At 60.8% G+C, this 15,632-nt stretch carries 8 protein-coding genes and 1 tRNA gene; 5 read left to right on the top strand and 4 right to left on the bottom strand.

Features of this window, described 5'->3' with window-relative positions:
* Nucleotides 1-34: 34 nt before the first annotated feature.
* From VGN12_30655 to VGN12_30645, 3 genes are all read right to left on the bottom strand, one after another.
* A complete protein-coding gene (locus VGN12_30655) occupies nt 35-2,032 on the bottom strand; it encodes a tetratricopeptide repeat protein (protein ID HEY4313839.1) in 1,998 nt (665 codons plus the stop codon).
* A 122-nt stretch (nt 2,033-2,154) separates the two neighbouring features.
* Nucleotides 2,155-4,242 carry a tetratricopeptide repeat protein gene (locus VGN12_30650; GenBank protein HEY4313838.1) on the bottom strand — a complete coding sequence of 696 codons (2,088 nt, stop codon included), beginning with the start codon at nt 4,240-4,242 and terminating at the stop codon, nt 2,155-2,157.
* 143 nt (nt 4,243-4,385) lie between these two features.
* The gene (locus tag VGN12_30645) at nt 4,386-6,326 is read right to left on the bottom strand and encodes a tetratricopeptide repeat protein (protein HEY4313837.1); all 1,941 of its coding nucleotides are present in this window, start codon (nt 6,324-6,326) and stop codon (nt 4,386-4,388) included.
* A gap of 334 nt (nt 6,327-6,660) precedes the next feature.
* Between VGN12_30645 and VGN12_30640 the strand changes: the two genes are divergently transcribed.
* The 4 genes from VGN12_30640 (at nt 6,661) to VGN12_30625 (ending at nt 12,679) form a co-directional block, all read left to right on the top strand.
* The gene (locus VGN12_30640; protein ID HEY4313836.1) at nt 6,661-8,106 is read left to right on the top strand and encodes a sulfatase; all 1,446 of its coding nucleotides are present in this window, start codon (nt 6,661-6,663) and stop codon (nt 8,104-8,106) included.
* A gap of 58 nt (nt 8,107-8,164) precedes the next feature.
* Complete coding sequence (locus tag VGN12_30635) at nt 8,165-9,580, top strand: arylsulfatase (protein HEY4313835.1); 1,416 nt, start codon at nt 8,165-8,167, stop codon at nt 9,578-9,580.
* A 90-nt stretch (nt 9,581-9,670) separates the two neighbouring features.
* Nucleotides 9,671-11,233: a sulfatase gene (locus VGN12_30630; GenBank protein ID HEY4313834.1), complete on the top strand. Its 1,563-nt coding sequence runs from the start codon at nt 9,671-9,673 to the stop codon at nt 11,231-11,233.
* Between the two features lie 45 nt (nt 11,234-11,278).
* Nucleotides 11,279-12,679 (top strand): arylsulfatase, encoded by a 1,401-nt coding sequence (locus VGN12_30625; protein ID HEY4313833.1) that lies wholly within the window; start codon nt 11,279-11,281, stop codon nt 12,677-12,679.
* Nucleotides 12,680-12,875: 196 nt separating this feature from the next.
* Here VGN12_30625 and VGN12_30620 read toward each other — a convergent pair whose 3' ends face one another.
* Nucleotides 12,876-14,504, bottom strand: a complete 1,629-nt coding sequence (locus tag VGN12_30620) for a M20/M25/M40 family metallo-hydrolase (GenBank protein HEY4313832.1) — start codon at nt 14,502-14,504, stop codon at nt 12,876-12,878.
* 374 nt (nt 14,505-14,878) lie between these two features.
* Here VGN12_30620 and VGN12_30615 point away from each other — a divergent pair.
* Nucleotides 14,879-14,965 (top strand) — tRNA-Ser (locus tag VGN12_30615).
* Nucleotides 14,966-15,632 lie beyond the last annotated feature (667 nt).

Here is a 15,632-nt window from a genome sequence, read left to right as displayed (position 1 = left end):
CGCGCTGCCTGAATTTACTTCGCCGGCACAGCATCTACTTCGCGGGCGCGGCGCTTCGATGTTCCACGAGCCAGGCCGTGAATTGCTGGGCGGTGTCGTTGCGCCCCAGCGAACGTGCGACAGCGATAGCCCGCTCGGCCGTGGATACAGCCGTGGCAGTTTGGCCCAGGTCCATGTAGGCCGTGATGAGTGGCGCGAAAGCATCCAGAAGTAGAGGATCCCAGGCGAGCGCTTGCTCGAGTTGATCGACCGCGGCCTGCGGCTGCCCGGCTCGCCCTAGCAGCACGCCGAGATTCACGGCGGCTTCAGCGTATTTCGACTTCAGCTCGAGAGCTTTCCGGAAATGAGGGATGGCCTCCGTGGGCCGGCCCAGATTGGTGAGCGCCATGCCCAAGTTGTTCTGCGCCGCGGCCGAGTCCGGCTTGAGCACGATCGCCCTTTCGATGTGCGGGATCGCCTCGGGCGCGCGGCCGACCATCATCAGGGCGAAGCCGAGGTTATTGTGCGTACCTCCGTCATCGGGCTTCATGCGGATCGCTTCTTCGAAATGGGGAATCGCCTCTTGCTGTCGACCAAGCGTTTGCAGTGTGATGCCGACATTGAACTGCGAAATCGAGCTGCCCGGCTGATGAACGAGTGCATCCTGCCAAAGTGCGAGTGGCGTTTCGAACATGGCGAGCCGTCGGGCGTCGAGCGCACCATAGCCAATTGCCAGCAACACGCCGGCGGCACCGACGATCGTTACGGCACGTCGATCGACGTGCGCAGCACTGGACCGCGCCGCCGGCGAGCGTGGGTTGGGGCCTGTCAGCAAGCGGCGGACGATTTCGAACCCGCCGGCGACGAACAGGGCCACCAAGCCGGCCATTGGTAAATACATGCGCCGTTCGGCGGCAATTTCGGTGATGATCGGGACGACCAGCGTGGGTGAGAGTATCGCCACGACCCACGTCAGAACAAAACCCGCTGCTGTGCGCCGCCAGACCAGGACAATCGTCGCGAGGGCCAGCAGCGCAACCGTTAGCACCCAGGGCCATGCCGCCGCAAAGGTGTCGAGATACCTAAATTCATAGTGAATCACCAGCGGCCAAGGCCAGACGGCAAGCTTCATATAGATGAGCAAGACTTTGCACTGCGTACACCACCAGATCCAAGGAGCCAGATCGACACTAAAGCCAGCCGTTTCCGAGCGCGGTCCGCCGATGTGCAGGAACAGAATCATTCCCCAGGCCGGCAGGAAGCCAAGATACAACGGCCACGATTTTCGCAGTGCCTGGCGAAACGAGCCGGCAATAAAAGTGCGCTCGAAGAGCAAGATCATGGCCGGCGCCGATACCATGACCTCTTTGCACGCGGCCCCCGTAAGACAGGCGAGCCCCGCCAGGGCGAGCCATGTAGCGCGACGCGGAGGGGAATTTGCTTGCCAATAGTGCAAACTGGCCAGTAACGTTGCCAGGTAGCAAAACCCCATCATCATTTCCGTGCGCTGCGTGATGTATTGCACGGCGTCGATCTGCAAAGGATGCACCGCCCATAACAATGCCGCGAGAATCGCAAGCGGCTCGCACACCCGATCGAAACGGCCGGCAAAGAATTCGAGCCGAAAAACACGGCGTAGCACGGCCCATAGCAGCCAGGCGTTGAACGCGTGCAGGCAAGCGTTGACGATGTGGTAGCCGGTCGGATCGAAGCGCTCGCTGAAATGGTAATTAATCGCCAGCGACAGATTCGGAAGTGGCCGGCCGGCCGTGCAGAAGTCCTTTTCCGGATTCAGCGGGCCAGGCGCCTTGCCATCTCCGATCAGCGGCCACAATTGCTTAATCGATGGGTTTTCGACAATGGTATTGCCATCGTCAAAGACCAAGGGAGCGTGAATCGCGCGGCCGTAAACCAGTGCCACGACGATGCCCAGCAACGCCAACACGCCCAGCGCGCGGAAGTAGCCGGACGACCACCGGCGTGCTTCGCCCGAGGTCGATGGCGATGCGGCAGTTGTGGTTTTTGCCGGGCGGTGGGTCTTAGGTTGGGCCATCGTCAGTTAAAAATTGCCGACTCGTCCGAATATCCGTACTTCTCTCGATCAAATCTGCACGCGTCCATTACCTTAGCCGACGGCGGAGATGGGAATCACTCGACCGTCGGGCGAGGGACAGCTCAACGTTTTGCCGCCGATTTCGCCCGGGCACGCAGCCACTCTGTGTATTGTTTGATCAATTCGTCGCGCCTTAGCTGGCGCGCCAGCTTGAGCGCCGTTTCGACTGTTTTAACAGCGTCAGCCGGCTGCTTGAGCTCGTCGTAGGCGGCGACCAGCGGCATCACACTCTCGAATTGATCTGGTTTTAGGACTAGCGCCCGCTCCAGGGCCGTGACGGCTTCGCGCGGATGGCCGCAGCGCAGTTCGGCAATTCCCAAGTTCGTGGCCGCGTCCGTAAAACTCGGATTCATTTCGAGGGCCTGTCGGAAATACTTGGCCGCCTCTTCATGTCGATTCAACCCGGCCACGGCGACCCCCATATTGTGCAGTGGCACGGCCGACGTGGGATCGAGCTGCCGCGCCTTTTCGATATAAGGAATGGCTTCCTGCGGCCGACCGGCCAGGGTCAGGGCAAAGCCGTAGTTGTCATAGGCGCTCGATATATTCGGTTCAAGAGCCAGAACGCGCGCAAACTGCTCGGCGGCGTCATTCGGCCGATTGGCCGCCAACAGAGCAAAGCCCAGGTGCAGGAACGCTTTCGACGAGTCAGGCTTCAGTCGTATCGCCTCTTCGAAATACGGAACTGCTTCGCGCGAGCGCCCTACGCCGACCAGCGCCATGCCGACATTATTCTGCACGTAATGGCTCTCGGGCGAATATTTGAGTGCGTCTTGCCAGACCTTCAAAGTCTCGGAGTAAACCGAAAGTCGTTTTGCGCTGACGCTGCTGTAGATCAGCAGTAAGAGTGCCACCGGAACGCACGTCACAATCAAGGCCCGGCCGCGTGGCACTACGCGCGATTTTAACGTCGGAGCGTCGGCGACAATTCGCACAGCTAACAGATAGATCGCCACGACAGCCAGTGTGGCCAGCGCGGCCAAGGGCAAATACATACGACGCTCGGCCGCGTACTCGGTAATGATCGGCACGACCAAGGTCGGCGACAGGATCACAACGACCGCCGCGAGCACGAATCCCGTGGCCGCGCGTTTCCACAGCAGGTACACGGTCAGGATCGCTAGCAGCAGAACCGGCAACAGATATGGCGCCGCGGCGCCCAAAGTGTCGAGTAATGGAAACTGGTAATGAATCACCAGCGGCCAGGGCCAAACCGACAGCTTTAAATACATCAGCAGCGCTTTGCACTGCGTGAGCCACCAGACATAAGCCGGCACGTCGTGACCGAAGCCGGTGGACTCGGTGCGCGGCCCGCCAACGTTCAGCGCCAGCAGTAAACCCCAACTCGCCATCAAACCCAGGTACAGCGGCCAGGACTTTTGCAGAGCACGGCGAAATGATCCAGCAACGAACGTGCGCTCGAACAGCAACACCACGACCGGCGCCGTGACCATAACCTCTTTGGACGCCATGCCGGCCGTGCAGGCCAGCGTCGCCACGCACAGCCACAGGATTCGCGACGAGCGCGCGGTCGCGGCCCAATAACGCAGGCTGTCGGAAAGCGTCGCCAGGTAAAGGAATCCGACCATAAGCTCGGTGCGCTGCGTGACATACTCGATACTTTCGGTGTGCAGCGGATGAACGGCCCACAAGAGTGCCGCCAGAAAGCCGAGCAGACCCGCGACTTGGTCGAACCGACCCTGAAAATATTCTAACCGCAATGTGCGACGCACGATGCTCCACAGGAGGAGCGTCGAGAGAATGTGCAACGTGACATTCACCACGCGGTATCCGGTCGGCCACTTGCCGTCGATCGCGTAATTCAAGGCGAATGAGAGATTCACCAGCGGTCGACCCGCCGTTGACGATTGGCGCGTCGGACGCAACGGGCCAGGATCATCGGGCGTGCCCACGAGCGGCCATAACCGGTGTACGGACGTGTTGGCGACGATGGTTGGATTGTCGTCAAAAATAAAGGGGGCCGAGAGCGAACCGCCGTAAATCGCCGCGATGCAGACCGCGATGATCGCGGCCCCAGCCAGCGCGCCAACGGCCGGCTTTTGCAGGTAGCGACGATAGCCCCCCACAGTCGGCACAGGTGCCGGGGTTTGGTTGCGGTCACGCCGATTTTTTTGATGGGCCTTTGCCAAGAGTCTTTCCGTTTCCTTGGTTACCGGCCGAGTGTTTTCACCTGCCACCGGTATATCAATCGCGGCCGATCGATTCGATTATGGTTGCTGACGGCTGCGGAGAAAAGTTCGTCACAACGGGACTTGCCGCAGGAGTCCGGTTTTCATGGCTGCGGAGCGCTGGCGGCATGTTCCTGGAGCCAGGCTGTGATCTGGTCGGCCATCTGGGTGTCGCCTTGTTGTCGCGCCTGCTCGACTGCCCGTAGCGCCGTCTGGATCGCTTGTGGTGGTAGATTGAGTTCGAAATACGCGCTCGCCAGCGGCTGGTACGCCGCCAGCAGCGCAGGCCGCAGGCGCAGTACCGCTTCCAATTGTTCAACCGCGGCCGCGGCCTGATGTTGCCGGGCCAGCGACAATCCCAGGTTCATGCGCGCCTCGACATAATCCGGACGCAGTGCGATCGCCCGACGCAAATGATCTACAGCCCCGCTTTCGTCCCCGGTCGTGGCCAGGGCGACGGCCAGATTATTGTGGGCCTCGGCGAAATCGGGTTCGAGGGCCAGCGATCGCTCGAGAGGAATGACGGACTCGGCGGCTCGGCCAGCGCTGATCAATGCCATGCCCAGGTCGTTGGCGGCATCAGCAGCGTCGGGCTTGAGGCGTAGCGCGGCCTCGAACTGCGGAATCGCCTCTTGCTGCCGCCCCGCTTCGGCAAGCGCCATGCCAAGATTGATCCGCGACGACGAGCTGTTGGGCTGGTGCCGGATCGCGTCTTCCCACAGAGCCAGCGGCTGGTTGAAAACCTCGGCGCGCCGGGCACCATACAGCGCCGAGACCAGCGCGACACCTCCGCAAAGCGTAAGCACCACGGCCAGCGGTCCGCGAATACGCGACTTAACATTCGTCTCGCTCGCCGAGAACTGCATAACTCGTTGCGCGGCCAAATAACCGAACGTAACGGCGAGCGTGACCAACGCTGCCAGCGGTAGGTACATCCTTCGCTCGGCCGCGACCTCGGTAACTACGGGGACCAAGAGCGTCGGCGAGAGAATGGCAAACAAGAATACGAGCGCGAAGCCTGCCGCCGTGCGCCGCCAGAACAGGATCGCGGTCACCGCCGCGAGCGCGAGTGTCGGCAAGAGCCATGGCCACGCCGCAGCGAACGAATCGAGGTACGGATATTCGTAATGAATCACCAACGGCCACGGCCACGCGGCCAGGCGCAGATAAACCCATAGCACCTTGGCCTCGGTGAACCACCAAACGTAGGCGGGCACGCCCGAACCGAAGCCGGTGGAATGCGAGCGCGGCCCCACGACGTTCAGGGCCACGAGCAGCAGCCAAGTCAACGCCAGCCCACAGTACAACGGCCACGAGCGGCGCAGCGCCGCGAGAAACGAACCGGCAAGAAACGTCCGTTCGTAAAGCAAAACGATCACAGGGGCCGAGACCATGATTTCTTTCGAGGCCATGCCGGCCGCGCAGGCAAAGACCGCCACGAATAGCCAGGCAGTGCGTTCCAACGGCACTGCAGCCTGCCAATAACGCAGACTGCTATAGAGCGTGGCAAGGTAGCAGAAGCAGACCAACAACTCGGTGCGCTGGGTGACATAGATCACGGCCTCGGTTTGCAGTGGATGCAGTGCCCAGACCAGCGCGATAGCTAGCGCCAACCAAGCGGCAGCGCCATCGAATCGTCCGCCGAAGAACGACAAATCAAGCGTGCGACGAACGATCCCGAATATCAGCGCGCCCGACAGGACGTGAATAATCATGTCGAAGACGTGATAGCCCGTCGGATCGAGCTGGCCGAAGTGGTAGTTGACGGCCAAGGTGAAATTCACCAGCGGCCGGCCGGCCGTGCAGAATTGCGGCGGCGGATTCCACGGGCCGCGCGAGGATGAGTCGCCGAAAGGAGGCCAGAGCCGCGTGATCGAGGTATTGGCCAGCACGCTGTTGTAATCGTCGAAAATGAACGGCGCGTGAATCGATCGGCCGTATACGCCCCAGACGCTCGCCGCAAGTAGCACGACGACGGTGCAAGCCCACGCACGACTGTTCGCCGCCACGGGAATGTGCGCTGGATCAGAATCGTCGAGGGGCATGCGCCGCCAGAATCTTGCCAGAGTGCGATGGGCCGACAAGGTTGTCGATCGGCCGCGGTTCCATCGATTATCCTTGCGGATTCCACAGGCGGAAAGCGGTTTGCCAGCGCCAAACGGGGAATCGTCAAAGCGGTGGTCCCCATCGCATGCAAGCGGGCCTTGCAAGAGTTATGATCGGCATAATTCGCTGCCGGCAGCGGGCCGCCCGTGGCCCGCCTCATCGGCGGCCCGACCTTAATTTCACGATGTCAGGCGGACTATGAGAGCACGAGTTTCTCGCAATTTTCAGACTGCTGCGCGGCTGGGCCGAGTCTCGATCCGAACCCTGTCTATCTTGGCGTTCGCAGCGGCATTGTGCGTAAGTGGCTCGAGAAACGGCCTCGCAACCGAGGCTTCGGCACCGGAACATCCGAACGTCGTCATCATTTATTGCGATGACGTTGGTTACGCCGACGTTGGCGTGTTCGGGGCCAAGGGTTACACGACGCCGAATCTCGATCGGATGGCGGCCGAAGGGGTCCGCTTCACACGATATTATTCGGCGCAGCCGGTTTGCTCGGCATCCCGCACGGCACTATTGACCGGGTGCTATCCAAACCGGCTGGGAATTCAAGGCGCGCTCGGCCCGCAGGCCAAGATCGGCATCAATGCCGACGAGATGACGCTCGGCGAGTTGGTCAAGCAACAGGGATACGCCACGGCCGTGTACGGCAAATGGCACCTCGGGCACTTACCGCAGTTTCTGCCAACGCATAATGGCTTCGACGAGTATTTCGGGCTGCCCTATTCGAACGATATGTGGCCGCTGCATCCTGATTACCTGGCGACCGAGGGGCAGAAAAAACGGCAGGGTTATCCCGATCTGCCGCTGATCGAAGGGGACAAGGTCGTGATCCCCGAGGTGACCTCGAAAGAGCAGCGACAGTTGACCACCTGGTATACCGAACATGCGGTGAGCTTTATCGAACGCAACAGAGAGCGACCGTTCTTGCTGTACGTACCGCACAGCATGTCGCATGTGCCGCTGCACGTCAGCGACAAGTTCCAGGGCAAATCCGGCGGCGGCATGTATGGCGATGTGATGCAAGAGATCGACTGGTCCGCGGGCGAAATCCTGGCAGCGCTCGCGCGTAACGGGCTCGATCGAAAGACGCTCGTCATTTTCACGTCGGATAATGGCCCTTGGTTGAACTACGGCGATCATGCCGGCTCGTCGGGCCCGCTGCGCGAAGGCAAGGGAACATGCTGGGAAGGGGGCGTCCGTGAGCCCTTCATCGCGCGCTTCCCCGGCGTGATTCCTGCCGACACCGTCTGCAAAGAGCCGGCCATGGCGATCGACCTGTTCCCCACGATCGCCAAATTGACCGGAGCGAAACTGCCCGAGAAGCCCATTGACGGACTAGACATCTGGCCGTTGTTCGTCAGCGCGCCCGGCGCGAAGAGCCCGCACGAGGCGTACTACTTCTATTACAACGACAACGAGTTGCAGGCCGTGATGAGCGGCGACTGGAAGCTGTACTTGCCACACACCTATCGCACGCTGGCCGGACGACCGGGGGGAACAGGTGGCAAACCAGTATCCTATGAGTCGCGCAAAATCGAGCAGCCCGAACTTTACAACGTGGCCGACGACATCGGCGAGGCGAAGAACGTGGCCGCCGAACATCCGGATATCGTAGCGCGACTTTTGGCGCTGGCCGAGAAGGCCCGCGACGATATGGGGGACAAGCTCACGCAGCGCGAAGGCAAGAATCGACGTCCCGCGGGGCGTGCGGAGTAAACATCGCGAGTGGCTATCGATGTTCCCTTGTTCCATCCTCTTGCAGACGCACTACGCAATGCCCGTTAAAACAAGTTTGTCCCTCGGACTTCTCACGGCCTTGTTGCTGACCACCATGGCTCGCGCTGCCGACACACTCCCCAACATCGTGATCGTGATGCCCGACGATGTGGGGTATGGCGATTTCTCGTGCCTGGGGAGCCCGATTATCAAAACGCCCGCGATCGACGCGTTTTGGCGGCAGAGTGTTCGCTTTACGGATTTCCATGTTAGCCCCACGTGTGCTCCGACGCGCGCGGCACTGATGACCGGACGGCACGAATTCAAGAACGGTGTGACGCACACGATCGACGAGCGCGAGCGATTGACGCTGCGTGCCACAACGCTGGCCCAGGTGCTGAAATCGACCGGATATACGACTGGCATCTTCGGCAAGTGGCATTTGGGGGACGAACCCGAGCGCTGGCCTGACAAACGCGGCTTTGACGAAATGTTCATTCACGGCGCCGGCGGCATCGGCCAATCCTACCCGGGCAGTTGCGGCGATGCCCCGGGCAATACGAACTTCAACCCGGCCATCTTGCACAACGGTCGCTTCGAAAAGACCAACGGGTACTGCACCGACGTTTTCTTTCGCCAGGCCCAGACGTGGATCGACACGGTCAAGGGGCGGCAGCCGTTCTTTGCCTATATCACGCCGAACGCGGCGCACACGCCGCTGGACGTGCCGGACGAATACACCAAGCGGCACGCGGCCGAGGTGCCGACCAATGTCGCGAAGTTTTATGGCATGATCGAAAACATCGACGAGAACTTCGGCCGGCTGATGGCGCAACTGGACGAAGCAGGCCTGACGCAAAACACGCTCGTCATTTTTCTGACCGACAATGGCGGCACGATGGGGACCGAGATCTTCAACGCCGGCATGCGCGGCAAGAAAGGAACTGCCTTTCAAGGAGGGACGCGGGTGCCGTCGTTCTGGCGATGGCCGGCAGGCTTTGCCGGAGGAGTCGATTGCCCGGCACTCTCGGCGCAGATCGATATCCTGCCGACCTTGGCGGCGATCACCGGCGCAACGCTCAATGAAAAGCTGCAGCAGCAGATCGAGGGACGTAGCTTGCTGCCGCTACTGAAGAATCCGCGCGCGGATTGGCCAGATCGTTTTCTCGTGACGCATCTGGGGCGCTGGCCGCGCGGTGAGGTGGCCGCGGCGAAGTACAAGACCTGTTCGATCCGCAACAACCGCTACACGCTCGTCGAGAATAAGGATCTTTACGACCTGCAGACCGATCCCGGCGAGACGACCAACGTGATCGCCGCGCATCCGGATGTCGCGGCCAGTCTGCGAGCCGCTTACGACAAGTGGTGGGATTCCATACTGCCGCGTCTGGAGAACGAGGACGCCGTCCGCCCGGCGGAGAATCCCTTCAAGACACTCTACCTGCAGCAATTCGGCAGCTTGCCGGGCAAGTAACACCGTTGCGCGTGACTTTTCTCGTTCAAATCGATTCTGTACGCGATGCACATACTACTTAGCGCAGTTCAATCCTCGGAAAGCTTCAACATGCATTCTTCGGTGATCCGCGTTTCGATCCTGTTGGGAGCCTCGGCACTGGTTTTCAATTGCATGGCTGCCGACGATTCGTCCGCCGCCGAGGGAAAACGCCCGAACATCGTGCTGATCTTTTCCGACGATCATGCCTACCAGGCGATCAGCGCTTACAACGATCCACGGAAATTGGTGCAGACGCCGAACCTCGATCGGCTGGCCGCCGAGGGAGTGCGCTGCGATCGATGCCTGGTGCCGAATTCGATCTGCGGGCCCAGCCGAGCCACAGTGCTGACGGGCAAGTACAACCACTTGAACGGCTTCTACAACAATTCGAACAGCCGCTTCGATAGTTCGCAGATGACGTTTCCGAAGTTGCTGCGCGCGGCCGGCTATCAAACAGCCGTGATCGGCAAGTGGCATCTGATCAGCGAGCCGACCGGTTTCGACCATTGGGAAATCCTGCCGGGGCAAGGCGTCTATTACAACCCGGCCATGACGCGCAACGGCGAAAAGACGCAGCACCAAGGGTACGTTACGGACATCATCACTGACTTGTCGCTCGATTGGCTCGGCAATCGCGATGCGTCGAAACCGTTTCTGCTGATGTGCCAGCACAAAGCGCCGCACCGCGAGTGGGAACCCAACCTGAAATACTTAGGGCACGACCAGGATCGCAAATACGACGAACCGGCAACGTTGTTCGACGATTATGCGAACCGCGGCGTGGCCGAGCGCGACCAAGACATGACGATCGAAAAGACGATGAACTCGCGCGATCTGAAGCTCACCCCCCCTGCGCAATTGACGCCGGAGCAATTGGAAAAATGGAATGCCTACTACGAGCCGCGCAACGCCGCGTTTCGTCAGGCGAATCCGCAAGGGGCCGACCTGGTCCGTTGGAAGTACAACCGCTACATGCACGACTATTTGGGCTGCATCCGCTCGGTGGATGAAAGCGTGGGAAGGGTTCTGAAATACCTGGACGACGCCGGATTGGCCGACAACACGCTGGTGATTTACGCCGCCGACCAAGGGTTTTACCTGGGCGAGCATGGCTGGTTCGACAAGCGGTGGATCTTCGAAGAGTCGCTGCGAACCCCGCTGCTGGTGCGCTGGCCTGGCGTGGCAAAGCCGGGACTCGTGTGCCGGGACATCGTTTCGAATCTCGACTTTGCCGAGACGTTTCTCGATGCGGCCGGCGTGCCGATTCCCGACGAGATGCAGGGACGCAGCCTGCGTGACGTGTTAGCCGGCGAAACTCCGGCCGATTGGCGCAAGAGCTTCTACTATCACTACTACGAATACCCTGTGCCGCATCACGTGCGACCGCACTATGGTGTAGTGACGGATCAGTACAAATTGGTGCATTTCTACGGATCCGACGTCGACTACTGGGAGTTATTCGATCGTCAGGCCGATCCGCACGAATTGCGCAGCGTCTATGGCCAGAGCGGCTATGCAGCGGCGCAAAAAGAATTAGAAAAAGAACTCAGTCGCTTGCGCAAGGACTTGAAAGTGCCCGACCAGGATCCGCCGACCGCCTCGGGGCGACGGGTCGCCGAGGCCGCGAAGTAGTTTCGCGCGTGCTCGTGCCATTGATCGTCGGGCTTAAGGAGCGCTATGAAAACGCTGGTCATGTTGTTCGCGGTCGTAGCTGTTGGCTTTTCCAGGTCGGCGTCAGCGGCCGACGCTGCCGCTGCGCCGCGGCCGAACATCGTCTTCTTGTTGGCCGACGATCTGGGATCGGACGACGTCGGTTGGCGCGGCAGCGATATTAAGACGCCGCGATTGGACGAATTGGCGGAGTCTGGTGCGAAGCTCGAGCAGTTCTATGTGCAGCCGGTTTGCTCGCCGACGCGCGCGGCGCTGATGACGGGCCGGTATCCCTTCCGACATGGTTTGCAGGTTGGCGTCGTACGTCCCTGGGCGCAGTACGGGTTGCCATTGGCAGAACGCACACTTCCCCAGGCGCTGCACGACGCTGGCTATCAAACCGCGATTACGGGCAAGTGGCACCTAGGGCATTTTCAGCCGGAGTATTTGCCCACGCGGCGTGGCTTCGATCATCAATATGGCCACTACAACGGCGCGCTTGATTACTTCACACACATTCGCGACGAGGGGTTCGATTGGCATCGCGATGATCACGAGAATCATGACGAGGGGTATTCCACGCACTTGATCGCGCGCGAAGCCGTGGCGCGGATCCAATCACGCGATCCGTCGCGACCGCTGTTTTTGTACGTCCCTTTCAACACGGTCCATGCTCCGCATCAGGTGCCTGATAGTTACACGGCGCCGTACGAAAATCGCGCCGGCCAGAAGCGCATCTATGCGGGCATGGTGGCGGCATTGGACGAGGCCGTGGGGCAAATCGTTGATGCTGTTCGTGCTGCCGGAATGGCCGACAACACGCTCTTCGTCTTTTCCAGTGACAACGGTGGACCGAATCCCGGCAAACTGACGGATAACGGTCCCCTGCGTGCCGGCAAAGGAACGGTGTACGAAGGGGGCGTGCGGGTCTGCGCATTCGCCACTTGGCCGGGGAAGATCAAGGCCGGCCAAAAGATCGACACACCGCTACATATCGTTGACTGGTACCCGACGCTGTTGAAACTGGCCGGCGCATCGGCCGAGCAATCGCTGCCGGTCGATGGCCTCGACCTGTGGCCAGCCCTGACAGGTGCGCCGACGCCAACCGATCGGACGATCGTGATCAACACCACGCCTACCGCTGGCGCGATCCGTGTCGGAGATTGGAAGTTGGTACTGGGGGGCAATCGCCGGGGGAGCGAGGATGAGGACGAAAAGCCTGCCGCCGCGACGGAAAAAGAATCCGTCGAGCTATTCAACCTGGCAACCGACGTCGGCGAGAAAACAAATCTGGCGAACGCCGAACCGAAGATCACCGAGCAACTGCGTGCGCGCTATGCGGCCTACGCCAAGGAAGCTGTACCGCCGAAAGCAGGGCCTAAGCCACGCGGGTTCAAGAGTCCGCGTGTGTGGGGACAGGTGGACTGACCGCGAGCTCGTTCGACTGTCGACGCAGTAGGTTCGATTGTCACGGCGACAGCGGGCAAAGCCAAATCCCTCTCCCCCGTGGTGGAGAGGTTAGGTGAGGGGAATTTTTCTAGCTTCACCTTGAAGGCAATGCTTTGCGTCAACGGCGTCGCACCCTCACCCTGCCCTCTCCCGAAGGGAGAGGGGTTGCGCGTAGTTATTGCGTAACGGCGACGGCGGGTGATGGCTCGACTGTTGCCTGGTGGACGCGGCCGTTGCGCTCGACGAGCAATTGGTACGGCATCGTGGCGGCGTCGAGCAGTTGACGCATTTCCTGGCCGCTGGCGAAGTCTTGCCCGTTGACAGTGTAAATCCGATCCAACGGGCGGATGCCGGCGCGCGCCGCGGGGGAACTGGGAACCACACCTACGATCTTCACTGAGCCGGCTTCGGCGTCGTCTTCGCGCCATTGAATGCCGAGCTTGGTGGGGTTGCCACGCAATTGCACCTTGACGTCAATTGGCTGTTCCGAACCGACGCGGGCGACTGTGATCTTCACTGGGTTCTGTGCCGAGACAACGATGCCGGCCAGGTCGATGCCGTGTACCAGCTCGTGATCGTTGAATTTCAACAGGCGATCGCCCACCTTCAGCCCTGCCTGCGCAGCAGGACCACTGGGCGTCAGACGAACAATCTTCAAGCCGGCTGCGGTGTTGTCCTCGCGATCCCATTGCAGACCGAGACGCCCCGGCGGCGCGGGCTCGATGCGATCGTTCGTCGATTTGCTATAGCTCGATTCACGGCGAACAGCTTCGCGGAATTTCGGCAATTCCGCCTGATTCGCCGCTGTGGTGACGATGCCGTACAACAGCCGAGCGACGCGCTGCATGCCCTCAATGTTCAATTTCTCGACGTCGTCACTCGGTCGGTGATAATCGCCGTGCAGACCGGTGTGCAGCATCAGGATGGGGATTCCGCGCATGTAGAACGGATGATGGTCGCTATCGCTGCGGATCTCCCAATCGAAGTCGATGACCGGCGCGTCGCTGTCGCGGTTAGGCGTGCTGGTCAGCTTGCGCAGGCCCCGGGCCGTGCGAGCGCCATAAACCGTGAGATTGTTGTTACGCAACCGGCCGACCATATCCATGTTGATCATCAGCTTGACGTCGGCCAGCGGAACCGTCGGCCTAGTAAGCCAGAACTTCGAGCCATTGAGCCCCGTCTCTTCGGCGTCCCACAGCGCGAACAGGATCGTCCGCTTCGGTTTCGGGTCGAGTTTGGCGCAGGCCTCGGCGACCTCGAGCAACGTGGCCGCGCCGCTGGCGTTGTCGTCGGCGCCGTTATGGATGTAGCCGGTCGGGCCGTAACTGTTGCGAGAATTACCGTACCCGACGTGATCGTAGTGAGCGCTGACCAGGACGACTTCCTTTTTTAGCGCCGGATCGGTCCCTTCGATCTTGGCCAGAATATTGCGCGAGCTGGAATCGAAGCTTTGGAAGTAGCTCCCCTTTTCGCCGGCCGGCGCGAGATCGAACTCCTTGAGCTTCGATTGCAAATAGCCGGCCGCCGCCCGACCGCCCCGACTGCCCGTGGCGCGTCCCTCGAATGTGTCGTCCGCCAGAGCCGAGGCGTGCTGCTTAAGCTCGTTGGCCGTTATGGTTGCGGCCGCGGCGTCGATGTTGCTCGCCTCGCCGGGCCAGGCCGCTTCGCTGACCACCGGACGCGAAATCGTCTCGCGAGCCGGCGCGTTTGCCACGAACAAGGGTGCGAATGCCGCACAGATGATCGTTAGGGCCGCCCAAATGCTCTTACCGACGGGACGGATCGCAAACCATCTTGCAAACATCGAACACCTTGCTGATCGTATGCTGTGGCGAATTTCAATTCTGGGTCTTGCTGTGTCACCCTAGTCTCCCGCTGCGCACTCAAGGCACGACGTGAGCGGGCTCCCCGCCCCGACTACGCAAAGTACCACGGCGGATGGTCGACCCCGGCGCTACTATAGTCCCAGTCAACCATAGCTTCGACCCTGCCAGCACTGGATAATTGGGACGGCGTTTACGGCCCATTTCGGGCTAGCGCCGCGGGGATCAGCCGGATCAGGCGGATTCGACGGCTGAACTTGCGAAATAGCCGCCTTGCGATACCCGCCGAATTGCCTAAAATTCCTGCTGCGTTGACGGCCGGCCCGTTCCCGACGGTGGCCGTTTCGCTCAATTCGGAGAGGTGGCTGAGTGGTCGAAAGCGCGGGTTTGCTAAACCCGTGACCGGGTAACCGGTCCGCAGGTTCGAATCCTGTCCTCTCCGCTCGACATTCTCGCAGGCCTTCGCGGCCATTCGCGAGAGTTCGCATAAGCCCCTGCACCAGCACGGGCTTGCGTCGTTTTTTGCGAAACGTCGCCGTTCGCCGCGGCGGGTTGCTGCACCGCATTTTGCACCACTCGTGCACCGGATTCTGCACCGCCTGAGTTCGCTTGCTCAAAATCGGCATCTGTCACTTGCAGGTAATGCTTGAGGGCGATGCGAGGCGTGTTGCCCAGCCAGGCCGTAACGACGTGAATTGGGTACTCCCTGGCCAGCTCCGTCTCGCGGCTTGCCCGCAGGGCATGGAACAGCCGCAGCCACGGCGTCAGCCCGGCACGCTTCACCAGCCGCTCAAATTGCGTCCGCAAATTGCAATTCCGCCAGCCCCGTATTGTGTTCGCCGTCTGGCGATAGTTGCCGCTCACCACATACCCGGCACCATCAACGGCTAACTCGAATGCTTCAGCGAGGACTGACCGCAGTTCCGGGAACAAGGGCATGATGCGGCTTGCCTTGCCCGGATGATGCTCGGTCTTTGGTGACGTGATGGTAATGCGCCCGGCATCCCAATCGATGTCTTGCCATCGCAGCGAAAGAACCTCGCTGGGGCAACGCAGACCGCCGAATCTGCACAGAGCAATGATCGTTCGCCAAATCGGATCGCAGACAG

The sequence above is a fragment of the Pirellulales bacterium genome (assembly GCA_036499395.1).
GTDB lineage: Bacteria > Planctomycetota > Planctomycetia > Pirellulales > JACPPG01 > JACPPG01.
The sequence above is the reverse complement of the archived record's forward strand: the minus strand, read 5'-3'. Positions and strand labels throughout refer to the sequence as shown.

Excerpts from the sequence above, each read along its gene's own strand:
- VGN12_30655 (HEY4313839.1), bottom strand. The coding sequence starts at position 2,032 with ATGGCCCAACCTAAGACCCACCGCCCGGCAAAAACCACAACTGCCGCA.
- VGN12_30645 (HEY4313837.1), bottom strand. The coding sequence starts at position 6,326 with ATGCCCCTCGACGATTCTGATCCAGCGCACATTCCCGTGGCGGCGAAC.
- VGN12_30635 (HEY4313835.1), top strand. The coding sequence starts at position 8,165 with ATGCCCGTTAAAACAAGTTTGTCCCTCGGACTTCTCACGGCCTTGTTG.
- VGN12_30630 (HEY4313834.1), top strand. The coding sequence starts at position 9,671 with ATGCATTCTTCGGTGATCCGCGTTTCGATCCTGTTGGGAGCCTCGGCA.
- VGN12_30625 (HEY4313833.1), top strand. The coding sequence starts at position 11,279 with ATGAAAACGCTGGTCATGTTGTTCGCGGTCGTAGCTGTTGGCTTTTCC.
- VGN12_30620 (HEY4313832.1), bottom strand. The coding sequence starts at position 14,504 with ATGTTTGCAAGATGGTTTGCGATCCGTCCCGTCGGTAAGAGCATTTGG.